The following is a 22694-nucleotide window of genomic DNA, read 5'->3' as shown; positions in this document are numbered from 1 at the left end:
ATATCCAACAGAAAAATTTGGCACGCCGCCTACTCCCTCTCACTGTTGCGGGTCAGGTCAACGAGCAATGCGCAGGCCGCCAAAAGCCACACTGGGAGCAACGTGCGGTCAGCGCTGGTAGAAAGATGCCAGGCAAGATCGTTCGGAGTGCTCATGTAGACCACAAAAAGAACTGCGAGATAGCTCACGCATGCAGACATCGCATAGAGCGAAATACTGTCCCTGCGAGCGGTAAAGGCGAACAGCAACAGGGGCGGCAGCAGTATCAGGCTCGGCAGGCGGAACAGCAATGCATCGATCAGCAGCCAGTAGGACTGAACGCTCCTGAGCCGACCGGATATCTGGCCCATCAGGTCAGACCCGGCAAGATCGTTGGACAGGCCTGCATTGGAGACGCTCAGCTTCCAAGCCAGCAAGGGCAACAATGCCGTAGCAAGGCTGACCACCATCGCAAAATTCACTCTGCGCCTGCGGACAAGCAGGCCGGCAATCCCCGCCAGAGTTGCGCACAGAAGCAATGCGGCGCCTTCATTCTTCACCAGTGCCAACAGCGCTGCCATCACGACCAGCTGCAGATACTGCTCGAGCCCAGGCGCGTCGGTCGCCGTGATCTCATTGATCAGAAGGAACACCGCAACGAACGCCAACGCAAGTAAAGCGTCAACGTAACCGTCAACGAGGTGAGTCCCACCGAATGCGACCAGCGCGACCAGGAACGCCATGCGCCACTCCAGTCGGGGAAGCCGGCGAAGGATAACCAGCAGAGGGGGGAGCATCGCCAACGGGACAACAACTTTGGGAAATACGTCGTTCCAATGACCGAGCACATGTGCAACCGAGGCCATCAGCGCTGGAACGAATGACGGGTAGTCGTTATGGCTCCAGACCGCATAGTTATCCAACTGCGCGTAAAGCGAAGCGTCATAGAAAATCCGCTTTCCATGAAACAACCAGATCGAGCGCGCATCCCATGCCGGCGATGGCGTGGCCAGTGCGATGACGCACAACGCAAAAACAAACAGGACTACCAGAAGATTCTGTCGGGAGAGCAGCTGCGTCGACGCGACAGTCACGAATATGCCAAGGCACGCTATTACCAAGGCCGTGAGCAGCATCCCGCCCACACCCGCTGCATAGAACAGGTAGACAAGAAGCAGTGATGCACCAAGCCAGGTTGCAGGATAGCTGCGTGCATTAACCACAATTGAAGATGCGCGCATGGTCGCCCTCCGACTTTAGCCTGCAGGCCGACGCAGCCGCAGTTGCGCCCGTACTCAGTACGCAGCTGGTGCTGCTCGGATCAATCCTCACGGGGTAGACGGCCTCATGACTCCGCTGCATCAGCAGGCTGTCCGACGCCACCTCTTCACTGAGCGAACAGGACACCGGCGCCTTCGTCTGGATGCGCAGAAGGTGCGCAAACTCGCCCACGGCTGGCGGCAACGATTCTGATTCTCCAGCGAACGGCAGAAAGGCGGTGCGCAGAATCCCGACCGAGAAGCCCAATGAGGTTGCTAGCGACGAAATCTGCCAGATCAGCAAGATTCCCAACATGAGACGGATCGCCGGCGTAATCGCGCGTGACGTGCCGTGCTCGTCGTAGCGATTTCGTTTCGTCATCTCAGGCCTCGTAGGATGCGGGTCCACTTCCAGGATGACGACTGCAGAATCTGCCTGATATGGAAATCAAGGTCAGCCTCATTCATCAGCCAGATCCGAGGCGGACGCGCCCAGGGCCTGCGCTTCAAGGCGCTGAACAGCACCCGCAGGGGCGCGGTAATCTGCCAGGATTTGGATGTGGTCAGCTCGTAATAGCGCTCTTTGAGCTCGGCCAGTCGTTGCTCGTCATCAAGCAGCACACCATTGGCCAGGGACTCGACACCGGTCTCGGCGGAGACGTCGACATCGCCCTTCAGGCGCTGCAACTCCGCATACATATTGCGCAACCGGTTCACGGATCCTTTCGGAAGCAGGAATGGTCGATCGTTCAACTTCTTGAGAGTGTTCAGATAGTTGCCGGTCCACTCGAACTGTGAATGGGTCGTATAGGACGTACCAGTGGCCCAGTGTCGATAGATACAGCCAACATCTGTAGAGGTGCTCACACCGCACAACGGGGCAGCACGGATGATCAGATCCCAGTCCTCAGCGGTGCTGTGACCGGGATCGAACTGGAAACCGAGATGGCTGAACAGTGCCCTTGGGAACGCGATTGAGTGAAGCGGCGTCCGATTCTCCACGATGTGCGCCAGCAGATCGAAGTTCGCGGGATAGATGGACTTCATGCCGCCTATTGATCGAGAAGCGGCATCGCCACCTGCAGCCGCAACCCGATCCCAGTCCTGCGCAACGGTGCACTGCCGCAGAAGCGCGCCAGGCGCTCTTTCAGCCAGATTCCTGAAGGTCTCGACCCAACCACCAAACAGCAGATCGTCGTCATCAAACGCGACGATGTATTCTCCGTTCGCAGCGTTGAAGCCGGTATTGAGTGGCACAGAGCGCCCGCCGCCGTCCACGCGCACGAGACGGACCCGGCTGCGGAAGGCAGGGTGCAGCTGCTCGATGAGGCGCTCGACTTCAATCTGAGCAGGGATCTCCAGATTGTGTCCAACGATCAGGACTTCAAAATCCTGATCACTCTGCGCAGACAAGCAGAGCAGCCCCTCGCGAAGAGTGCCGATCCTCATCCCCGTCGTGCGGATCACAACGCTGAGGAAGGGGTTGGCTACCTTCTGGACCACGCCATCGACATCCGCACCCACCTTGAGCGTCGGTCCAGGCAGGTATGCACGGATGAACTGATTCACATATCCGTACTGATCAGCGCCTTCTCTCACCTGGGCAAGGAACTGGCCTAAGGGCGTGTCAGCAGACAGACCCGGCAACGTGCCAGGAAAGTGTTGATCGCTTTTCCTGAGGCTGAAATCGTGCTGATAGACCTCGTGCCATCCGTGATCGTGCGTCAGCCTTGCCAGTACATCGTTGGTGAAAAATCGGATATGCGTGCGATCCAACAGACCAGCATCAGTCCAGTCGAAGCGACCGAGGGCGAGCTTGGTCCCGACATCCCGATGAGAGACATTTGGGACCGACAGGATCAACGGCGCATTCCAAGGTGCTGCGATCGTCGCCAAGTCAGCCAACAGCTGTCCGGGATCGTTGATATGCTCTATGAAATCGAGCGCGGTGATCGCGACTACCCGGGCGCCCACGGGCAGAGCAGCGAAGATCTGCGCCGCCAGATCCTGCTGACCTGCTATGAACTGGACCGCATTGAAACCCCGCGAACGCAGCGACTCAAGGGACTCGAGGTCCGCGTCCAAGCCGAGATACTCAATACCAAACCTGTCTCGAAGGATTTCCGCAATCCGTCCATAGCCACAACCAACATCAACAATGTAATCACCGGGGCCCGGTTCAAAGCGAGCCACCAGCTGGACCACATGCCCATACGGATTGCTTTCTGAAAAGGCGTTGTCGTAGATATCCATCTTCAAACGTACCTGTGACGAGCGTAGAGGCCATCGCGGAAGTACGCGACTTTGTGATCGGGATCAAGTCGATCAGGCAACGTTCCATCTTCCCGGCGTTTCTCGAAGGATGCCAGCGCATCAAGCCATACCTGGTCGCCACTTTCCGCGAAAAACGTGGCGATCTGTTTCACGCGATCATCCCGGCAGTATTTATAGGCCATGAGCAACCCCGCTTCCGCTGAGTAGAATTTCTCCGCCCAACCAACGGGGCGCTCGCCGCCAAACTGCATCCTCTTGTCATGAAAGACCGCTGCATGCGGACAGTAGATGAGCTTGTAGCCCTTCAGGCGAGCACGCCAAGAAAGATCCACGTCGTCGCAGTAGAGGAAGAACGTCCGCGCATCGTAGCCTTCGAGCTCGCTCAGGACAGCGCGGCGGACCAGAGTGCAGGCCCCGGATGCCCAAGGGGTTTCGCCGGATGACGGGTTGTATTCCTTGGGGTGTTCAAACGGCAGCTGCTTGGGCTCACTCATGCCCACGGAAGGGTCGACGAATGGGCGTGCGAGCTCGATCAGGGCATCTGGGGCAAACATGATGTCCGGATTCATCAGAATGGTGAAGTCCGTCTGACCGAGCTCCATCAAAGCATTGTGGCCACCGGCCGAACCCATGTTCTTGCCAAAGTGGACGTATTCGACATCGGCAAGGGTGCTGCAGGTCGCCTTGGCATCTTCAACGACCGAGCGCAGGGAATCTGTCGGCGATGAGTCGCCGTATGCAAGCGTGACTTGACCAAAGGCACCTATCTGGACTGCAAGCTCCGCGGCGCGATCCAGGTGCTGGACCGTTCTTAGAATCGAGTCCGGCTCGTTTCCGTAAAGAACAGCCTGCACACGCAGGCGTCCAAGTTTTGGAAGCTCATTGTTTCCCATCTTTGCCTCTCCAATGCATTGCGGCGATCGAGCGCCAATCACGTAAGGCCCTGCGCCATCAGGCAGGTTCAATTGGCCACATCCATCCTGATATCCAGCATCGGTATCCCGATAAGGCCCGTTGACACGCTGGTTGATCGGCTTGAAAGGATGAGCGCATCATGAATCCACTGGTGCATGACATGTTGCTTCTGGGTTCCATCACTGACAGCAACACTGATGGCATAGTCTCCTGAAGGCAGCACGGGCATACGGAAGGTAAACGCTGCCGTACAGAGCTGCTGCGCAGCGAGCGCCAGGGGACTGTCCAGGTAGGTCAGCTGGGTATTTTCGCCGAACAATGGCTGCCCCTGCTTGTCTTTGACAACGAAGCCGACCAGCAACGAATTGATGGCGATATGTGCCCTCAATTGAAGTCGCAGGGTCACCAGTTCGCCCCCAATGACCCAACTGAGCCTTCGCCCACTTTCATCGAACAGCCCACCGGCCTCGAACACGACGCCGCCCGATCCGAAGTCGTGCTGGATCGCGAATGGAAATACTTCGATGTCGTTGCGCAAGGAGGTTGTGTTGATCCACGCCAGACGTGCATCGACCTCATCGGCGGTAAATGCCGTGACCGGAGAGGCGCGCTCGGCGGACGAATCAACAGCCTCTGCCGTGTCGGGCTGTTCATACAGATCCGCCAGATATGCACCCGCTACCTCTTTCGGCGACGCATCCATGAACACTCGACCATCCTTCAGCCAAATGACCCGATCACAGAGCGCGGTGACCGCACCCATGTCATGGCTGACGAACACCAAGGTCCCGCCATTATCGCGGAACCCATGCAGGAAGCGCATGCATTTCTGCACGAAGAAGGCATCACCTACCGCCAAGGCCTCATCCACGATGAGCACGTCTGCATCCACGTGAGCAACGACCGAAAACCCCAAACGGGTGAACATGCCGCTGGAGTACGTCTTCACCGGACGATCAATGTAGTCGCCGATATCCGCGAACGCGATGATCGAATCCCGGCGGGCGCTGATCTGCTCCTCGGACAGCCCATAGATCTGTGCGCAAAGGTCAATATTCTCGCGGCCGGTCAGTTCGGGATTGAAACCTGCTCCCAATTCAAGCAAGGCGGCCACTTTCCCATGTATGTGGGCCACCCCACTACTAGGGGTAAGCGTGCCGCACAGAATGCTCAGCAGGGTCGACTTGCCTGCGCCATTGCGACCCACAAGGCCGAGCGTCTGACCTCGCGGAACCTGGAAACTAATGTCCTTGAGAACCTGATGCTCTCGATAGAACGTCCGCCGGTTGCCGACCAGCATCTGCCACAGGCGGTGAGATGGTTTGTCGTACAAGAGGAAACTCTTGTCGACATGGGCGACTTCGACGATCAACTGATCAGAGCACATCAGCAAAGCCCTTGCGCGTACGCATGAATGCCCAGTATCCGAGACTCATAACCAGCAGCGCCACCACAGAGTAAGTAGCAAGAACGAGGAAATCAGGCATCTGCCCATGTATGGCCACAGCCCGGACCTGCTGGATGATCACCGTTGTCGGATTCAGGTAAAGAAACGGGCGGTACTGTTCAGGCACCATCTCCATGGGGAAGAAGATGGGACTGGCGAACATCATCAGCGTGAGTACCAGTGGAACAACCTGCTGGGTATCACGAAGAAAAACCGCAAACGCGGACAGCAGCCACGACAACCCGAGCATCAGGGGCAACGCCGGCAATAGTGCAACGAAGATCAACGGCCAGGTCGGCGGGACACTGCCGACGATGAGCAACTGTCCCACCAGGAGGATCGAAAGATTCACACAGAGATGGAAAGCCGCCGTTGCAAGAGTCATCCAAGGAAGCACCGTCAACGGGAACACCACTTTTTTCACATAGGTGGCATGTTCGAAAATCAACCCCGAAGAGCGGCCGATTACTTCTGCAAAGAAGAGATGGGTAATGAGTCCAGAAAAGAGAATTACGGGGAATGCAGCCTGGGGAGCCGCTCCGAAGCGTGCCTGCAGCACGACACCCAAGAAAAACCAGTATGCGCAGAGCAGCAGCAAGGGCGTAGCGAATGACCACAAAGCCCCGAAGATCGAGCCCTGATACCGCCCCCGAATATCACGCTTGACCATGCGTCCCAGCAGGGCGCGATGATCCCACGCGTCACGCAGCGGACCACGTCCGTCGACAGTGCTCATCGGATCAACCCAACGCCCTTTCCAGATCCACCTGCAGATCCCCCAGATCCTCCACACCCACGCTCAGCCTTACCAGCGCATCACTGATGCCCAGCTGCTCCCGCCGCGCGACCGGGATCGAGGCATGCGTCATCACCGCCGGGTGGTTGACCAGGCTTTCCACGCCGCCCAGCGACTCGGCCAGGGTGAACAGCTCGGTCTTCTCGCAGAAGCGCTTGGCCGCCTCGAAACCGCCCTTGAGCACGATCGAAACGATGCCGCCGTAACCGGCCATCTGCTTGCCGGCCAGCTCGTGCTGCGGGTGCGAGGCCAGGCCCGGGTAGATCACTTTTTCCACGGCCGGGTGCTTCTCCAGCCACTGTGCCAGGGCCAGCGCATTGGCGCAGTGTGCCTTCATGCGCAGCGGCAGGGTCTTCAGGCCACGCAGGGCCAGGAAGCTGTCGAACGGGCCCTGCACGCCACCCACCGAGTTCTGCAGGAAGGCCATCTGCTCGGCCAGTTCGGCGTTGTCGCCGACCACGACCATGCCGCCGACCATGTCCGAGTGGCCATTGAGATACTTGGTGGCCGAGTGCAGGACCAGGTCAGCGCCCAGCTCCAGCGGGCGCTGCAGCATCGGCGAGGCGAAGGTGTTGTCGACGACGACGATCAGGCCATGGCGCTTGGCGATGGCAGCGACCGCAGCGATGTCGACGATCTTCAGCATCGGGTTGGTCGGGGTCTCGATCCACACCATCTTCGTCTTCGGCGTGATGGAGGCCTCGAACGCGGCCAGATCGGTCAGGTCGACGAAGCTGAAATCCAGCCCGGCGGTGCGGCGACGCACGCGCTCGAACAGACGGAAGCTGCCGCCGTAGATATCGTCCATTGCCACCACATGGCTGCCGGCGTCCAGCAGCTCGATCACGGTCGAGCTGGCCGCCATGCCCGAAGCGAAGGCAAAGCCGCGGGTGCCGCCTTCCAGCGACGCCACGCAACGCTCATAGGCGAAGCGGGTCGGGTTGTGGGTACGCGAGTACTCGAAGCCCTGATGCTCGCCCGGGCTGGACTGGGCGTAGGTCGAGGTGGCGTAGATCGGCGGCATCACCGCGCCGGTGCTGGGGTCGGGCGACTGGCCACCGTGGATGGCCAGGGTAGCCAGGGCCAGGGCGCGATCCTGGGAAGTTGCGTTGGACATGTTCTTTCCTGAGGGGCGCCGACGCACGGCGCCATCGAAGGTGCGGAAGTCTACCAGCGCGGCCTTAACGACCTTTGACGCGGATAAACCAGGATTCAGCAGTGAACGTCGGCGATCAGCGGCTTACTGCACGCGACGGCGCAGATAGTTCAGCAGATCGATACGGGTGATCAGGCCCAGGAAAGTGTCGCCGTCCATCACGATCGCCACCTGGCCGCGGTCGAACACCGGCAGCAGCGCCTCGATCGGGGACTTCACGTCCAGCCGGTCCAGCTTGCTGACCATCGCGGTGGCGACGGTGTCGCGGAAGCGTGCCTCATCGCCATACACGTGCAGCAGCACGTCGCTTTCGTCGACGATGCCGACCAGCTGCTCGCCGTCCATCACCGGCAGCTGCGATACGTCGTACAGCTTCATGCGCTGGTAGGCGGTGGTCAGCAGGTCGTTCGGACCGATCACCACGGTGTCGCGCTGGCCGTACGGGCGCAGGATCAGGTCGCGCAGGTCACCGTGCTGCGGGCGCTGCAGGAAACCGTTGTCCAGCATCCAGTAGTCGTTGTACATCTTCGACAGGTACTTGTTGCCGGTATCCGGCACCAGCACCAGCACCTTCTTCGGCGTGGTCTGCTCCTTGCAGTACTTCAGGCCGGCGGCCAGCAGGGTGCCGGTGGACGAGCCACCCAGGATGCCTTCCTTGCCCAGCAGTTCGCGTGCGGTGTGGAAGCTCTCGGCGTCGCTGATGGCATAAGCCTTCTTGACGCGGCTGAAATCGGAGATCGACGGCAGGAAGTCCTCGCCGATGCCTTCCACCAGCCAGCTGCCCGACTTGTCGTTCAGATTGCCGTCGTTGATGTACTCGGCCAGGATCGAACCGACCGGATCGGCCAGCACCAGCTCGGTCTTCGGCGACAGCTTGGCGAAGGCACGCGACAGGCCGGTCATGGTGCCGGAGCTGCCGCAGCCGAACACGATGGCATCGAGGTCGCCGCCCATCTGTTCGAGGATTTCCGGGCCGGTACCGAATTCATGCGCGGCCGGGTTGTCCGGGTTGCCGAACTGGTTGATGAAGTAGGCGCCCGGGGTCTGCTCGGCGATGGTCTTGGCCAGGTCCTGGTAGTACTCCGGATGGCCCTTGGCTACGTCCGAGCGGGTCAGGCGCACTTCGGCGCCCATCGCCTTCAGATTGAAGATCTTTTCCCGGCTCATCTTGTCGGGAACGACCAGAATGAGCTTATAGCCCTTCTGCTGGGCCACCAGCGCCAGGCCCAGGCCGGTGTTGCCAGCCGTGCCCTCGACCAGGGTGGCACCGGGCTTCAGGTCGCCGCGCTTTTCCGCCGCCTCGATCATCGACAGGCCGATGCGATCCTTGATCGATCCGCCCGGGTTGGCGCTCTCCAGCTTCAGGTAGAGCTCGCAGACGCCGGTGTCCAGGCGCTGGGCCTTGACGATCGGGGTCTGGCCGATGAGTTCGAGGACGGAAGAATGGATGGGCATTCGGAGGACTTTCGGTTCGCGCCGCACAGGGCCGGACCGATGATTATCCGACGGATGGCGATGAAAGTCAGGTCGGCAGGGCCGCAGCCCGTCCACCGTAAAAAGAGATGCGGACGGCCCCGGATCGACGAGGAGACCGGTACCGCCCGCATCGGTGAGCTGTGCCTGCAGGCCAAGGCACCACGGCCTGTGGTGCCTTGGCGCGGCCGCCTCATCGGCGGTGCCGCGATGCCGGGGCAGGAGCGCCCGGCGGGGCCATCGATGGCCGGGTCACGCCGTTCCGGGCGTGACGGGGTGCGTCAAAGCGTGGGGGACGTCATTGGGAGCGGTGTTTCGTACATTCGCAGAAGTCGTTGCTTGGCCAGCAGCTTCTCGCGCTTCATGCGACCCAGGGTGACATCATCGATCGGGAGTACACCCAACTCCGCGTCCATGCACTTCTTGTTCAACTTACGGTGCTGGTCATGGAGTGCCCTGAACTCCGGATCACGCGCGCGACGGGCGTCGATCTCGCTCTGGGGCTGATCTTCAAACATGATGGACCTCCTTCGACAGATACACGAACGCCCCGGCCGCAAGGCACGGGGCGTTGTTCATGGAGGAGCGCCGGTCGATGGCCACCTGGACGCCTGCAACGACCTGCGGCACTGGCCTGCGCACGTCGATCTGCTGCGGTTCGCGCCCTATTTGCATCGGCCCGGCCCTCCCATCGTCCGGTCCGCGGCATTGCGTCCCGGACGATTGACCCTACGCCTGCTCAAGGCGGGGTACAAGACCCCTGCGGCAAAAAGACCGAACCCCGCCGGGGCGGGGTTCAGGCTGAATGCTCATCGCAACGAAAAACAAACAATATCAAGCAATTACGGGGCGATGATGACCTCGGCCGAGCGTGCCCGGGTGGACGCCGCCTTCTTGCCACTGAGCTGGATCCGGTTGCTGGCGACACCGCCCGCGACCAGGGCGTCGCGCAGCGCTTCGGCGCGCTTCTGACCGACCCCGTTGGCGCTGTCATAGGCCTCGATGCGCAGGCGGCCCTTCTTGCCGATGTTCAGGTACTCGGCCAGCGCCTTGGCCTGGTTGCGGGCCCCACCGGACAGGCTGGAGGCGCCAGCGGCAAATGCGTCACCATTGAAGGTGAAGACTTCGCCACGGCCATCGAACTTCGAGCCCGGCAACTTCTGCCCGGATACCAGCTCGGCTTCCTCGCGGGCCAGCTTGGCGGCGTTCTGCTGGGCGGCGCTGAGGCGCTGCTGCTGCTTGCCGGCGACGCTGGTCAGGGCGTTCTCGGCGTCCTGGCGGGCCAGGGTTTCGGCCTCGGCGGTCTGGCGCAGGCGCTCCGCCTCCTCGGCCTGCATCTGCGCCTGCATTCTCAGCTGCTCGGCTTCCTGGCGGGCGCGGGCGGCATCGCGGCGGCTGGCCTCGATCAGCAGGTCGCTGCGGGTGCGCTCCAGGCGGTCGACCTCACGCGCGGCCAGTGCGGCACGCACGGCAGTCTCGGCAATCTCCACCCGGCGCTCGGCCAGGTAGGTGGCCAGCTCCTGGTCGCGGCGCTTGGCCTTGTCCAGGGTGGCGATGGCCTGCTGGGCCTGCATGCGCTCGAAGGCGCCCAGCTCAGCCGTGTCGGGATTGGCCTGGATGGCCATCAGACGCTGGCTCAGCTGCGCCACCATCGGGTTGTCGGCGGCCAGAGCCAGGGTCGGCAGCGCCAGCAGCGCAGCCAGGGTTGTGGCAGTCATCGGCTTCACCGGCGGTCCTCCCCGGTCGACAGCTGGCGCTGCAGCTGGTTGACCTCGTTGCGGCGCAACTGCAGCTGCGCGGTGACGGTGGCTTCCTCGCTGCGGGCGCGGGCCAGGTCGGCATCGGCAGCGGCGCGCAGGGCGATCGCCGGGGCGTTCTTGCGCTCGCGGCGGTCGCCGGCAGCACGCTGGGCCTGTTCCAGCCCCTGCCGGGCCAGCCCGATCAGGTCCGGGGCGTACTGGTCGGCGTCGGCCTGGGTGGCCTTGTCGACCGCCTGCCGGGCCTGGGCCAGTTCCAGTGCGCCGTCCTGCGCCCAGGCGGGGGCAGACAGTGCGAATGCAAACGCCATCACATACAGGCCATGGCGCATTCGTGCGAAGCTAAGTCGTTTCATTGGGGAGGCCGTACCGGTTGTCGGTTCACGGCCATTGTCGTCAAGCCGACACCGTGCTGGCAACGGGCGTCGGCCGTTTCGTTGGGGAAAATTCGCAATGGATATCGGCTACTTCCTGAAGCTGATGACCGAAAAGAACGCTTCGGACATGTTCCTGACCACCGGAGCACCGGTCTACATCAAGATCGAGGGGAAGCTTTATCCGCTGGGCAACACCGGCCTGCCGCCGGGCATGGTCAAGAAGATCGCCTACTCGCTGATGGACGAAGGCCAGGTGCCGCAGTTCGAGCGCGAGCTGGAGCTCAACATGGCCATCGCCCTGCCCGATGCCGGGCGCTTCCGCGTCAACGTGTTCAAGCAGCGCGGCGAAGTGGGCATGGTCATCCGCGCCATCCGCAGCCGCATCCCGAGCATCGAGGAGCTGAACCTGCCGCAGGTGCTGAAGGACGTCATCATGACCCCGCGCGGGCTGGTGCTGGTGGTGGGGTCCACCGGTTCCGGCAAGTCCACCTCGCTGGCGTCGATGATCGACCACCGCAACAGCACCACCACCGGTCACATCCTCACCATCGAGGACCCGATCGAGTACCTGCACAAGCACAAGATGTCGATCGTCAACCAGCGCGAGGTCGGGCTGGACACCCATGCCTTCCACAACGCGCTGAAGAACGCGATGCGTGAAGCGCCGGACGTGATCCTGATCGGCGAGATCCTGGATGCGGAAACGATGGAGGCGGCGATCGCCTTCGCCGAAACCGGCCACCTGTGCCTGGCCACCCTGCACTCCAACAACGCCGACCAGACCATCGAGCGCATCCTCAACTTCTTCCCGGAAAGCGCGCACAAGAACGTGCTGATGAACCTGGCGCTGAACCTGCGTGCGGTGATCAGCCAGCGCCTGGTGAAGAACAAGGAGGGCCGTCGCCTGCCGGCCACCGAGGTGCTGATCAACACGCCGATGATCCGTGACCTGCTGCGTCGCGGCCAGGTGCACGAGATCAAGGCGGCGATGGAAGGCTCGCTGGAGGAAGGCATGGAGAGTTTCGACCAGTGCCTGTTCCGTCTGGCCAAGGCCGGCATCATCGAGCAGGAGGAAGCGCTGCGCGCGGCCGACTCGCGCGATGGCCTGGCTCTGAAGTTCCGCCTGTCCGAAGGCAGCAGTGGCGAGCACGACCCGTACGCGGATTTCTCGGCCGGGCAGCCAAGCATCACCCACGGCTTCTGACCGCACGAAAAAGGGGACGGAGGGGATTAAGTCGTAAGTGCATTTACGACTTAATCCCCTCCGTCCCCTTTTCCTGAAGAATTCAGGGGCGGTCTCATCCAATGAGACCCCTCATCCGTAGGTTTCCTCAATGGAAACCATCCGCAAGCTGGCCATTCTGGCCGATGCCGCCAAGTACGATGCCTCCTGCGCCTCCAGCGGCTCGGGCAAGCGCGATTCGCGCGTCAGTGGCGGTATCGGCAGCACCGAGGGCATGGGCATCTGTCACAGCTACACGCCCGATGGCCGCTGCGTTTCGTTGCTGAAGATCCTGCTGACCAACTTCTGCATCTACGACTGCGCCTATTGCGTGAACCGCGTCTCCAGCAACGTGCCCCGCGCACGTTTCAGCGTGGACGAGGTGGTCGCACTCACCCTGGACTTCTACAAGCGCAACTACATCGAGGGGCTGTTCCTGTCCAGCGGCATCATCCGCAATGCGGACTACACCATGGAACAGATGGTGGAAGTGGCCCGGCAGCTGCGCGAAGAACACCGCTACGCCGGCTACATCCACCTCAAGACCATTCCCGAGGCCTCGCCGGAACTGCTGGCCAGTGCCGGGCGCTACGCCGACCGCCTGTCGATCAACGTCGAACTGCCCACCGAAGCGGGACTGAGTGCCTTGGCGCCGGAGAAGACGGTGCATTCGATACGCGGCGCGATGGGCGAACTACGCTGGCGCATCGAGGAAGCCAAGGAGGCGCGCAAAGCCCCCGCAGCGGTGGCGCCGAGGGCCAGCCGCAGTCCACGCCCTCCCCGTTTCGCACCCGCCGGGCAGAGCACGCAGATGATCGTCGGCGCGGACGGGGCCAACGACCAACAGATCCTGGCCAGCGCCGATGCGCTGTACGGCAACTACCGCATGCGCCGGGTGTACTACTCCGCGTTCAGCCCGATTCCGGACGCCAGCCGGCAGCTGCCACTGCAACCGCCTCCGCTGCAGCGCGAACATCGCCTCTACCAGGCCGACTGGTTGCTGCGCTTCTACGGTTACGGCGTGGATGAGATTACCGATACCACCCAGGACGGCATGCTCGACCTGGATATCGACCCGAAAATGGCTTGGGCGATCCGTCACCCCGAGCGCTTTCCTGTGGATCTCAACCGTGCGCCGAAGGAAATGCTGCTGCGCGTACCCGGGCTGGGCGTGCGCAACGTGAAACGGGTGCTGATGGCACGCCGCCACGGTCGCCTGCGGGTTGCCGATGTAGCACGCCTGAAGGCACCGATGAGCAAACTGCTTCCGTTTGTGCAGCTGGCTGACCACCATCCACGCAAATCGCTGGACGATCCGGCGGCGCTGCGCGCGCAGTTGGCCCCACCGCCTCGTCAGGGATCGCTGTTTGATGCACCGCCCGCCGCCTGACGCGCAGCGCTGGTCGCTGCGGGTGGACCCGCAGTGGTCGCTGCAGGCCTGGCGCGATGCTGCGCGCGAAGCGTTGCTGCGAGGCGTGGCCCCGCCTCAGCTGGACTGGCTGGAAGGGAGCGAAACGTCGTTGCTGGATGCGCCGGCCGTGCAGCGGGCGCCGATGCTGGCCGATGCCAGTGCACCCAACGTGCCCCGCGATTTCCTGGAACTGGCGGCCACCTGCCTGTGCCATCGCGACCCCCAGCGACTGGCCTTGCTGTATCGCCTGCTGTGGCGCATCGTCCATGGCGAGCGTTCGGTGCTGAGCAACCCCGCCGACGCCGATGTCCTGCGCGCAACGGCGCTCGCCCAGGCCGTCCGCCGTGACACGCACAAGATGAAGGCATTCGTGCGCTTCCGCGAGGTGCCTGGCCAGCCTGATGCGTTCATCGCCTGGTTTGAGCCACAGCACCACATTGTCGACCGGGTCGCGCCCTTCTTCGCGCGCCGCTTCACCGGCATGCGCTGGGCGATCCTCACGCCTTCGCGCAGCGTCGCATGGGATGGGCAGGCGCTTGCCTTCGGCCCCGGCGCACGGCGCGAGGATGCCCCGGCCGAGGATGCGCGCGAATCACTGTGGCAGACCTACTACGCCAGCATCTTCAATCCGGCGCGACTCAATACACGCATGATGATGCAGGAGATGCCGGCAAAGTACTGGCGCCACCTGCCGGAGGCCCAGCTGCTGCCACGCCTGGTGCGCGATGCGGCCGACCGCGTACAGGAAATGCATGACCGTCCCGCGCAGGCACCGCAGCGCAGGATCCCCCTGCGTGCAGGTGTTGCGATGCCAGCAGCGGATGCCAGCAGTCTGGAGAATCTACGCGGACAGGCCAGCACCTGCCGCCAGTGCCCGCTGTGGGAGCAGTCCACGCAGACCGTGTTCGGGCAGGGGCCTGCAGACGCCCGCATGATGCTGATCGGGGAACAACCTGGCGACACCGAGGATCTGCGCGGACAGCCGTTCATGGGTCCTGCCGGTCAGCTGCTGGACCGTGCGCTGACCGAATTGGGAATCGATCGCGCGGCGCTGTACCTCACCAACGCCGTGAAGCACTTCCATCATGAACGGCGTGGCAAGGTGCGACTGCACAAGCGACCGGAAAGCCGGCACATCCAGGCCTGCCGCCCTTGGCTGATGGGTGAGATCGCGCGCGTGCGGCCCCAGGTGATCGTGTGCCTCGGCGCGACAGCGGCAGCCTCGGTGTTTGGTCGTGGGTTCGACCTCTCACGCGACCGCGGACGCTGGCACACCCTCGAGGACGGCACCCGCGGCTATGCCACGGTGCACCCGGCATGGGTATTGCGGCAGACCGACGATGCGCGCCGCGAGGATGCCTACCGGCTGTTCCGCGATGACCTGGCCCGATTGCAACAAAAAGGGGACGGAGGGGATTAAGTCGTAAGTGCACAAACGACTTAATCCCCTCCGTCCCCTCTACTTTCAGGCGGCGTCGGGCTGGTTTTCCGGGCGTGCGCGGTCGAAGGCGTCCAGTGCCTGGCAGGCAGCTTCGATACGGCGCAGGGTCGGGTACGGCGTCAGGTCCAGGCCGAAGCGATGCGCGTTGTACAGCTGCGGCAGCAGACAGATATCGGCCAGGCCGGGACGGTCACCGTGGCAGAAGGTGCCCGTCGCGCTGCTGTTGGCCAACATTGCCTCCATGGCAGCGAAGCCTTCGGCGATCCAGTGCAGGGTCCACTGCGTGCGGACATCGGCCGGCACCTGCAGGCTGCGCTCCAGGTACTGCATCACCCGCAGGTTGTTGATCGGGTGGATGTCGCAGGCCACCAGCTGGGCCAGCGCGCGCACCCGCGCACGGCCGGCGGCATCGGCCGGCAGCAGCGGTACCTGCGGGAAGCGTTCTTCCAGATACTCCAGGATCGCCAGCGACTGGATCAGCGCATGCCCTTCATGCAACAGGGTTGGCACCAGCTGCTGCGGATTGAGCGCGCGATAGGCGTCAAGGTGCTGCTCGCCACCGTCGCGCACCAGGTGCACCGGCCGGGCCTCCCAGGCCAGGCCCTTCAGCTCCAGGCCGATGCGCACGCGGTAGGCGGCGCTGGATCGCCAGTAGGTGTACAGCACGATGCCGTCGTCGACCGGGATCTCCATCGCCGCTTCCATGCTCAGGGCTTGGTCGCCTGTTCGATGCGCTGCTCGATCGCACCGAAGATGCTGTTGCCGGCGGCATCGAGCATCTCGATGCGGACCACGTCCCCGAACGACATGAACGGCGTACTCGGCTTGCCGTCGCGCAGGGTTTCGACCACCCGCTGTTCGGCAAAGCAGGAGGCACCCTTGCTGGTGTCTTCGTTGGCGATGGTGCCCGAGCCAACGATGGTACCGGCGCTGAGCGGACGGGTCTTGGCCGCATGCGCAACCAACTGGGCGAAGTTGAACTGCATGTCCACGCCCGCTTCCGGCGCACCGAACCACTGGCCGTTGATGTGGGTCAGCAGCGGCAGGTGCACCTTGCTGTCCTGCCACGCGGCGCCCAGCTCGTCGGGGGTGACGAACACCGGCGACAGCGCCGAGCGCGGCTTGGACTGCAGGAAGCCGAAGCCCTTGGCCAGCTCGCCCGGAATCAGGTTGCGCAGCGAGACATCGTTGACCAGGCCGACCAGCTGGATATGGCCTGCGGCCTGTTCCGGGGTGGCGGCCATCGGCACGTCGTCGGTGATCACCACGATCTCTGCTTCCAGGTCGATGCCGTAGTCCTCGCTGACCACCTTCACCGCGTCGCGCGGACCGTAGAAACCGGCGCTGGTCGCCTGGTACATCAGCGGGTCGGTGTAGAAGCTCTCCGGCACCTCGGCGCCACGGGCGCGGCGCACGCGCTCGACATGTGGCAGGTAGGCGCTGCCATCGACGAACTCATAGGCACGCGGCATCGGCGCGGCCAGCGCCTGCGGGTCCAGGTCGAACACGCCATCGGCGTCGCCCGCGTTGAGCGATTCGTACAGGGCGTTCAGGCGCGGCGCGATGTGGCTCCAGTCCTCCAGGGCCTGCTGCAGGGTGGCGGCAATGCCGGTGGCGCGCACGCCGTGGCGCAGGTCACGCGAGACGACGATCAGGGTGCCGTCGCGGCCGCCTTCCTTCAAAGAACCAAGCTTCATGGGTGGGTGTCCGGAGTCGTGGGCAAACAAGTTTCAAGTGTAATCAAATCTGCGTCGACGCCAAGCTGCAGCGCGGCATCGGCCCACCCTACCGTAGTGGGGGGTTCGGCAGGGCTTGCAGCCCTGCACCTGCTTCAAGCCAGGGCAACGTCAACAGCAACAGCCGGCTCTGGGTTGTCTGTGAGCTGGGCGGGACGGTGTGGGTGGGCAGGACACGCCGTAAACCCGTCCCTGGGGGCTCGATGGCGCCATCCATGGCGCCAACGGTCCTGCCCACCCACACCGTCCCACCCCTGACAATTTCCCGATGACGGATCGAACATCCACATCATTCATCGTCGAAATCCGTCAGATATCGAAATTGATCGAATGAGATTCGACAGATCGCGGAAGACTCTCGAAGGCGGGGTGGGTCCGGTTGCGGGGGCGTGAGCCGCATGGATGCGGCGACCGAGCTTACATGGACGTACTTGCAGCGCCCCCCGCAACCGGACCCACCCCGCATCCCTCAGGAAACCGGCTTTTGACGTTGACGTTGACGTTGCTTCGGCCTCTGCGGGTGCAGGGCGCAGCCCTGCAGAGAGCCCGCCCTACCTGAACAGGCCTTTTTGCGTGAAGTCTCAAACATCGTTTAGACTTGCAGGGTCTGCAGCGGCCGTCCGTTTCCCTCCGGGACCGCCGGCGACCAGGGTCCGCCCTCTTCGCCCGCCCCCACTCCGACGCCGTTCGTCACGCATTCCAGCCTGCGCTTCGTGCCGGCTGCACCCAATTCTCGCAGCGCGGTTCACGGGAACGCTCCGAGTCAGCCGATCAGTTTGATCTGCCCCCGTCTGTCCAGTCGGACAGGCGTTTCTTGTACTTGGAGCAAACTCAATGTCTTTTGAATCGCTGGGCCTGGCGCCCTTCCTGCTGCGTGCGCTTGCCGAGCAGGGCTACGAAAACCCGACCCCGATCCAGCAGCAGGCGATCCCGCTGGCGCTGGCCGGTCGCGACCTGCTGGCCGGTGCACAGACCGGTACCGGCAAGACCGCTGCCTTTGGCCTGCCGCTGCTGCAGCACCTGGGCACCGCCTCGCAGGAAGTGCGCAGCGGCCCGCGCAAGCCGCGCGCGCTGATCCTGGCCCCGACCCGCGAGCTGGCCACCCAGGTGCATGACAGCCTGCGCGGTTACAGCAAGTACCTGCGCATCCCCAGCGCCTGCATCTACGGTGGCGTCGGCATGGGCAACCAGCTGGACATCCTGCGCCGTGGCGTGGACCTGCTGGTGGCCTGCCCGGGCCGCCTGATCGACCACCTGGAGCGTCGCAGCATCGACCTGTCCGGCATTGAACTGCTGGTGCTGGACGAAGCCGACCGCATGCTCGACATGGGCTTCCTGCCGTCGATCAAGCGCATCCTGGCCAAGCTGCCGAAGCAGAACCGCCAGACCCTGCTGTTCTCGGCCACTTTCGAGGACAACATCCGCCAGCTGGCGCTGGAGTTCATGCGCAACCCGGAACAGATCCAGGTGACGCCGAAGAACACCGTGGCCGAAACCATCACCCACCGCGTGCACCCGGTCGATGCCGGTCGCAAGCGTGACCTGCTGCTGCACCTGCTGGCGCAGGACAGCCGCGAGCAGACCCTGGTGTTCGCCCGCACCAAGCACGGCAGCGACAAGCTGGCCACGTTCCTGGAAAAGTCGGGCATCAAGACCGCGGCGATCCATGGCAACAAGAGCCAGGGCCAGCGCCTGCGTGCGCTGGGCGACTTCAAGGCCGGCCGCGTGACCGTGCTGGTGGCCACCGACATCGCCGCGCGCGGCATCGACATCAACGAGCTGCCGAAGGTGATCAACTTCGACCTGCCGATGGTGGCCGAAGATTACGTGCACCGCATCGGCCGCACCGGCCGCAACGGCGCGACCGGCCAGGCGATCTCGCTGGTGGCGCAGGATGAAGTGAAGCTGCTGCGCGCGATCGTGCGCCTGCTGGGCCGCGACATGGACATCCGCGATGTGCCGGGCTTCGAGCTGCAGACGCCGATCCGCTGGGGCAACAGTGCGCCGGGCAAAGCCGAGCACGATACCGGCGAGCGCGCACCGCGCAAGAGCCACGCGCGCCGTCCGCACGGCGATGCGCCGCGCCATGCGCATGCGGGCCCGAAGAAGGCCGGTGGTGGCCGTCGCGAGGGCGGTGGCAATGGCCAGCAGCGTGCAGGTGCCGGTCAGGGCCAGCGTCGTGGCGGTGGCGGCAATGGTGGCGGCCGTGGCCGCGGCCAGGGTGGCAACGGCGGCGGTCGCGCCGGCTGATCCCAGCTGACATGGAGGGTGCTTCCCGCTGCGCGGGGGCTATCGAGGGACGGCGCTGACGCGCCGTCCTTTTTTGTTGCGGGCTACCGGGTGATAAAGCACGCGGTGGCAGTACCGAGGGCGAATGGGCATGGGGGCAGCGCAGAACACGCTGTAAATACGTCCATGTAAGCTCGATGGCGCCATCCATGGCGCCAACGGTTCTGCGCTGCCCCCATGCCCATCCGCTTCAAGCATTGCCTGCGCCTTCTTGTCCCGCCGGGTAGCCGGGAGAAGAAAGATCAAATTCAAATTCAAATTCAAATTCAAATTCAAAGGCAAAAGCCGAAGTCGCAATTCCTGGCTTTGCTTTTGCTTTTGCTTTTGTATTTGCCCTTGCTCCCGCCTTGGGGTCTGATGCGTCCGCGCCCGCAGGAAACTGTCATGGGAGGCAGGGGGCCTCAGCCAGGACCGTTGGCGCCAAGGATGGCGCCATCGAGCCCCCATGGATGGGTTTACGGCGTGTCCTGGCTGAGGCCCCCTGCCTCCCAAGCACAACAGAAACTCGGCGCCAAACACCTCAACCCCGCGCTTTACTCGGATTCACCAGATTCCCGAAGAAGACCGCGTTGATCAGCAGTCGATCCGTCCCGTGCCAGTACTTGCGATGCGCCGGATCATCGGCGAACAGCACCACGTTGCCCTGCCCTTGCGCCGACACCAGCAGCCACGCGCTGCCTGCCACCCGCGCGCGGTTGCGCTCGGACAGATAACCATTCACCCGCGGCGGCGTGTCGATGCGCACCACCGTCGAGAACGGGTTCGTGCTCGGCTGCAGCGTTACCGTGTTCTCCTTGTTGATCGCCAGCTGCCGGCGCGGCACACCGAACGCCAGCGGATGACTGGTATCAACATCGACACTGAGGATGTTGCCGCTGACCCGCTCGATCGCGGCGATGTCGCGCTGATCGCCGAACGCGCGACGGCTTTCGTCAGCTGCATCTTCTTCCTTGCCGAGCTTCTCGCCGTCGGCGAGCTTCTGTTCGATCGCCCACTTCGAGGCACTGCCGTACGTCACCAGCGAGCCACCGGCCTGTACCCAGCGCTTCAGTGCAGCCACCGCCGTGGCATCGACGCCGGTATAGGTGCCGCCGGACAACACGATGGTGGTGTAGCGGTCCAGCGGCACTTTGCCCAGCTGTTGCGGATCCAGCTTGCTGGCCGGCAACCGCAGCTGCTGGTCCAACAGGAACCACGCCGATCCGATTTCGGTGGCGGCCACGCCCTCGCCCATCACGAGTGCCACCGCAGGCTTGCGCAGCGCTTTGACGCCGTCACTGCCGAGGTCGATGCCTTCGCGGCTGCGGCCACTGGACAGCGCGTGCACCTGCACACCTGCCTCGCGTGCGGCGGATGTAACTGCCTCAAGCAACGCCGTGCCCTGCAGTGGTTGCCCGGCTACCGGAATCACCAGGCTGCCGGCGGCGAAGCTGGCCTCGCCCTGCGCCGTCGCGGTGGTGAACGGCTGGAATGCCGCGCGTGCATTCACGCCCTTGCCCTGCAGCGCGGCCAGCGCGCGCCCGGCATTGTAGTCGCGCCAGTCGATCGCGTAGGCGAATCCTGCCTGGCCGCCCAGCACGGTGCCCTGCTCCGCCGGCAGCGCCGCCACGCGTGCGCCGCCGTCGATGCGGCTGCGGCTACCGGCGAAGGCCACGCCGTAGGCCGGTGCAATCGCGTAGCTGGTGCTGCCGTAGAACACATCGCCCTTGATCGGCGGCGTCTCGGCAAAGATCGAATGCACCAGGCGGAACTGCGCCTGCTGCACCGGCACCGCGTAGGCGCTGCCGGCATCGAAGCGCTGGCCATCGACACTGACGTCACGATCCAGCGCGCGCACCTCGATGCGATGCAGCAGCAACAGTTCCAGCAGGCGCCGGGTCAGTGCCGGATCATGCGCATCGCCGAACACAAAGCTCTTCACCGGCTGCTGTGCGGCCTGCTTCAGCGCGCTCTGGAAGAACTGCTTCTGCAGGTCGAACAGGCCGCTGCGCTCGGTCACTGCACCCCGCACCGTGCCCAGCCCGGTAGCCACCTGGTTGCGGATGGTGAACGGGAAGGTCAGCAGGCCGTTCACTGATTCCTGCACGCGGCCGCGCGAACTGGCCTGTTCAACGGTGACGCCCACTGCACCATGGAAGTCCGGATAGGTGGAGCCGTAGACCGGCGAGAAGTTGTCGAAATTCTCGCCGGTGTAGTACAGCGACCCCAATGCATCCAAGGCTTGCGCGTGGTACTTGGCCAGGGTCTTGTTGAACTCGTACGACGCCGGCGGAATCAGCGGGCTGTGCATGCTCTTCGGCGACGGTTCGAAGTAGTAGGTGCTGTCCTTGCCCATCTCGTGGAAATCGATCTGCACGTTCGGGTACCACTGGTGGAACACCTCCACCTTCGGCCGCGAGTCCTGCTGGGTCAGGGCCAGCCAGTCGCGGTTGAGATCGGTGAAGTAGTGGTTGGTGCGGCCCTGCGGGAACGGCTCGACGTGTTCCTTGTCGGCCGGGTCGGCCGAAGCCGGATCGGAGGCCCAGGCGTTGTGCCAGTTGGCGGCACGATCACGGCCATCCGGATTCTGTGCCGGGTCGAACAGCACCACCGCCTGCTGCAGCCACTGCTGGGTTTCGGCACTGCGGTTGGCCACCAGGTAGTACGCCGTCAGCATCGCCGCTTCGGCACTGGAGGTCTCGTTGCCATGCACGCTGTAGCCCAGCCACACCACCACCGGGCTGTCACCGGCGGCGCTGCGCGGCTGCGCCGGATCGGCCAGGGTCGCGTGCTGCTGGCGGATCTGTTCCAGCCGCGCGTGGTTGCCTGCAGCAGTGACGGTGGCGATCAGCAGCGGGCGACCTTCATAGCTGCGGCCGATCTCGCGCACGCTGATCTTGTCCGAGCGTTTCGCAAGTTCCTGGAAGTACGCCACCAGCTGATCGTGCCGGGTGTAACGGCTGCCGATCGGGTAGCCGAGGAACTGCTCCGGCGTGGGCACCGCTGCATCGAACGCCGCTGCGTCGGTGACCTGCGGGAAGAAGTACGCGCTCTGTGCCTGCGCCGGCTGCGGCGAGGACAGTGCGGTGGCGGCGGCAAGCAGCAACGGAAGAACGGCACGGCGATGCAAGGACACGATGACTCCCCTGGAACACAACGGCAGACAGTCGCGCGGCCGGTCCC

18 protein-coding genes are annotated in these 22694 nt (G+C 63.6%); 4 read left to right on the top strand and 14 right to left on the bottom strand.

All coding sequences use genetic code 11. The features are described from left to right. Positions 1-29: 29 nt before the first annotated feature. The 11 genes from ACZK2R_RS02540 to ACZK2R_RS02490 all read right to left on the bottom strand — a co-directional run bounded on the left by ACZK2R_RS02540 (position 30) and on the right by ACZK2R_RS02490 (position 11388). Positions 30-1220, bottom strand: coding sequence for a hypothetical protein (locus ACZK2R_RS02540; protein WP_180837581.1), 1191 nt, complete (start codon positions 1218-1220; stop codon positions 30-32). Next, complete coding sequence (locus ACZK2R_RS02535) at positions 1195-1620, bottom strand: hypothetical protein (RefSeq protein ID WP_180837580.1); 426 nt, start codon at positions 1618-1620, stop codon at positions 1195-1197. Before ACZK2R_RS02535 ends, ACZK2R_RS02540 begins: the two co-directional genes overlap by 26 nt. Continuing rightward, a complete protein-coding gene (locus ACZK2R_RS02530) occupies positions 1617-3491 on the bottom strand; it encodes a methyltransferase domain-containing protein (protein WP_180837579.1) in 1875 nt (624 codons plus the stop codon). The genes ACZK2R_RS02535 and ACZK2R_RS02530 overlap by 4 nt, the downstream gene beginning before the upstream one ends. 2 nt (positions 3492-3493) lie before the next feature. Continuing rightward, positions 3494-4477: a glycosyltransferase gene (locus ACZK2R_RS02525; RefSeq protein ID WP_180837578.1), complete on the bottom strand. Its 984-nt coding sequence runs from the start codon at positions 4475-4477 to the stop codon at positions 3494-3496. Then, positions 4474-5799 carry an ABC transporter ATP-binding protein gene (locus tag ACZK2R_RS02520; RefSeq protein ID WP_478487745.1) on the bottom strand — a complete coding sequence of 442 codons (1326 nt, stop codon included), beginning with the start codon at positions 5797-5799 and terminating at the stop codon, positions 4474-4476. The genes ACZK2R_RS02525 and ACZK2R_RS02520 overlap by 4 nt, the downstream gene beginning before the upstream one ends. A 4-nt stretch (positions 5800-5803) precedes the next feature. Beyond that, complete coding sequence (locus ACZK2R_RS02515) at positions 5804-6610, bottom strand: ABC transporter permease (protein WP_180837576.1); 807 nt, start codon at positions 6608-6610, stop codon at positions 5804-5806. A gap of 4 nt (positions 6611-6614) precedes the next feature. Further along, positions 6615-7787, bottom strand: a complete 1173-nt coding sequence (locus ACZK2R_RS02510) for a cystathionine gamma-synthase (RefSeq protein WP_180837575.1) — start codon at positions 7785-7787, stop codon at positions 6615-6617. A 123-nt stretch (positions 7788-7910) separates the two neighbouring features. Next, positions 7911-9281 carry a pyridoxal-phosphate dependent enzyme gene (locus ACZK2R_RS02505; RefSeq protein WP_032127973.1) on the bottom strand — a complete coding sequence of 457 codons (1371 nt, stop codon included), beginning with the start codon at positions 9279-9281 and terminating at the stop codon, positions 7911-7913. 299 nt (positions 9282-9580) lie between these two features. Further along, complete coding sequence (locus ACZK2R_RS02500) at positions 9581-9817, bottom strand: HP1242/YdcH family protein (RefSeq protein WP_004154075.1); 237 nt, start codon at positions 9815-9817, stop codon at positions 9581-9583. A 324-nt stretch (positions 9818-10141) separates the two neighbouring features. Then, complete coding sequence (locus tag ACZK2R_RS02495; protein WP_180837574.1) at positions 10142-11026, bottom strand: OmpA family protein; 885 nt, start codon at positions 11024-11026, stop codon at positions 10142-10144. Next, complete coding sequence (locus ACZK2R_RS02490) at positions 11023-11388, bottom strand: DUF4398 domain-containing protein (protein ID WP_049398394.1); 366 nt, start codon at positions 11386-11388, stop codon at positions 11023-11025. Before ACZK2R_RS02490 ends, ACZK2R_RS02495 begins: the two co-directional genes overlap by 4 nt. A 121-nt stretch (positions 11389-11509) precedes the next feature. Between ACZK2R_RS02490 and ACZK2R_RS02485 the strand changes: the two genes are divergently transcribed. The 3 genes from ACZK2R_RS02485 to ACZK2R_RS02475 all read left to right on the top strand — a co-directional run bounded on the left by ACZK2R_RS02485 (position 11510) and on the right by ACZK2R_RS02475 (position 15486). Further along, positions 11510-12637, top strand: a complete 1128-nt coding sequence (locus ACZK2R_RS02485) for a PilT/PilU family type 4a pilus ATPase (protein ID WP_032127971.1) — start codon at positions 11510-11512, stop codon at positions 12635-12637. Between the two features lie 130 nt (positions 12638-12767). Then, positions 12768-14045, top strand: coding sequence for a putative DNA modification/repair radical SAM protein (locus ACZK2R_RS02480; RefSeq protein ID WP_180837573.1), 1278 nt, complete (start codon positions 12768-12770; stop codon positions 14043-14045). After that, on the top strand, positions 14026-15486 hold the full coding sequence (locus tag ACZK2R_RS02475) for a UdgX family uracil-DNA binding protein (RefSeq protein ID WP_180837572.1): 1461 nt from the start codon (positions 14026-14028) through the stop codon (positions 15484-15486). The genes ACZK2R_RS02480 and ACZK2R_RS02475 overlap by 20 nt, the downstream gene beginning before the upstream one ends. 45 nt (positions 15487-15531) lie before the next feature. On the opposite strand, the gene maiA is transcribed toward ACZK2R_RS02475, so the two are convergent. Both maiA and ACZK2R_RS02465 read right to left on the bottom strand, forming a co-directional pair. Continuing rightward, complete coding sequence (gene maiA, locus ACZK2R_RS02470) at positions 15532-16200, bottom strand: maleylacetoacetate isomerase (RefSeq protein ID WP_180837571.1); 669 nt, start codon at positions 16198-16200, stop codon at positions 15532-15534. 14 nt (positions 16201-16214) lie between these two features. Beyond that, entirely contained in the window at positions 16215-17204 is a 990-nt protein-coding gene (locus ACZK2R_RS02465) for a fumarylacetoacetate hydrolase family protein (protein WP_180837570.1), read from the bottom strand. An 873-nt stretch (positions 17205-18077) separates the two neighbouring features. Here ACZK2R_RS02465 and ACZK2R_RS02460 point away from each other — a divergent pair. Further along, positions 18078-19493 (top strand): DEAD/DEAH box helicase, encoded by a 1416-nt coding sequence (locus ACZK2R_RS02460; RefSeq protein ID WP_049461652.1) that lies wholly within the window; start codon positions 18078-18080, stop codon positions 19491-19493. A gap of 559 nt (positions 19494-20052) precedes the next feature. On the opposite strand, the gene ACZK2R_RS02455 is transcribed toward ACZK2R_RS02460, so the two are convergent. Beyond that, positions 20053-22647 (bottom strand): M14 family zinc carboxypeptidase, encoded by a 2595-nt coding sequence (locus ACZK2R_RS02455; RefSeq protein WP_180837569.1) that lies wholly within the window; start codon positions 22645-22647, stop codon positions 20053-20055. Positions 22648-22694: the final 47 nt, after the last annotated feature.

The organism is Stenotrophomonas sp. 96582_Sma (genome assembly GCF_056480905.1).
The sequence above is the reverse complement of the archived record's forward strand: the minus strand, read 5'-3'. Positions and strand labels throughout refer to the sequence as shown.

Coding starts and splice junctions, on each gene's coding strand:
- ACZK2R_RS02465 (WP_180837570.1), bottom strand. CDS start 17,204: ATGAAGCTTGGTTCTTTGAAGGAAGGCGGCCGCGACGGCACCCTGATC.
- ACZK2R_RS02515 (WP_180837576.1), bottom strand. CDS start 6,610: ATGAGCACTGTCGACGGACGTGGTCCGCTGCGTGACGCGTGGGATCAT.
- ACZK2R_RS02480 (WP_180837573.1), top strand. CDS start 12,768: ATGGAAACCATCCGCAAGCTGGCCATTCTGGCCGATGCCGCCAAGTAC.
- ACZK2R_RS02485 (WP_032127971.1), top strand. CDS start 11,510: ATGGATATCGGCTACTTCCTGAAGCTGATGACCGAAAAGAACGCTTCG.
- ACZK2R_RS02475 (WP_180837572.1), top strand. CDS start 14,026: ATGCACCGCCCGCCGCCTGACGCGCAGCGCTGGTCGCTGCGGGTGGAC.
- ACZK2R_RS02505 (WP_032127973.1), bottom strand. CDS start 9,281: ATGCCCATCCATTCTTCCGTCCTCGAACTCATCGGCCAGACCCCGATC.
- ACZK2R_RS02510 (WP_180837575.1), bottom strand. CDS start 7,787: ATGTCCAACGCAACTTCCCAGGATCGCGCCCTGGCCCTGGCTACCCTG.
- maiA (WP_180837571.1), bottom strand. CDS start 16,200: ATGGAGATCCCGGTCGACGACGGCATCGTGCTGTACACCTACTGGCGA.
- ACZK2R_RS02500 (WP_004154075.1), bottom strand. CDS start 9,817: ATGTTTGAAGATCAGCCCCAGAGCGAGATCGACGCCCGTCGCGCGCGT.
- ACZK2R_RS02535 (WP_180837580.1), bottom strand. CDS start 1,620: ATGACGAAACGAAATCGCTACGACGAGCACGGCACGTCACGCGCGATT.
- ACZK2R_RS02460 (WP_049461652.1), top strand. CDS start 18,078: ATGTCTTTTGAATCGCTGGGCCTGGCGCCCTTCCTGCTGCGTGCGCTT.
- ACZK2R_RS02490 (WP_049398394.1), bottom strand. CDS start 11,388: ATGCGCCATGGCCTGTATGTGATGGCGTTTGCATTCGCACTGTCTGCC.
- ACZK2R_RS02540 (WP_180837581.1), bottom strand. CDS start 1,220: ATGCGCGCATCTTCAATTGTGGTTAATGCACGCAGCTATCCTGCAACC.
- ACZK2R_RS02530 (WP_180837579.1), bottom strand. CDS start 3,491: ATGGATATCTACGACAACGCCTTTTCAGAAAGCAATCCGTATGGGCAT.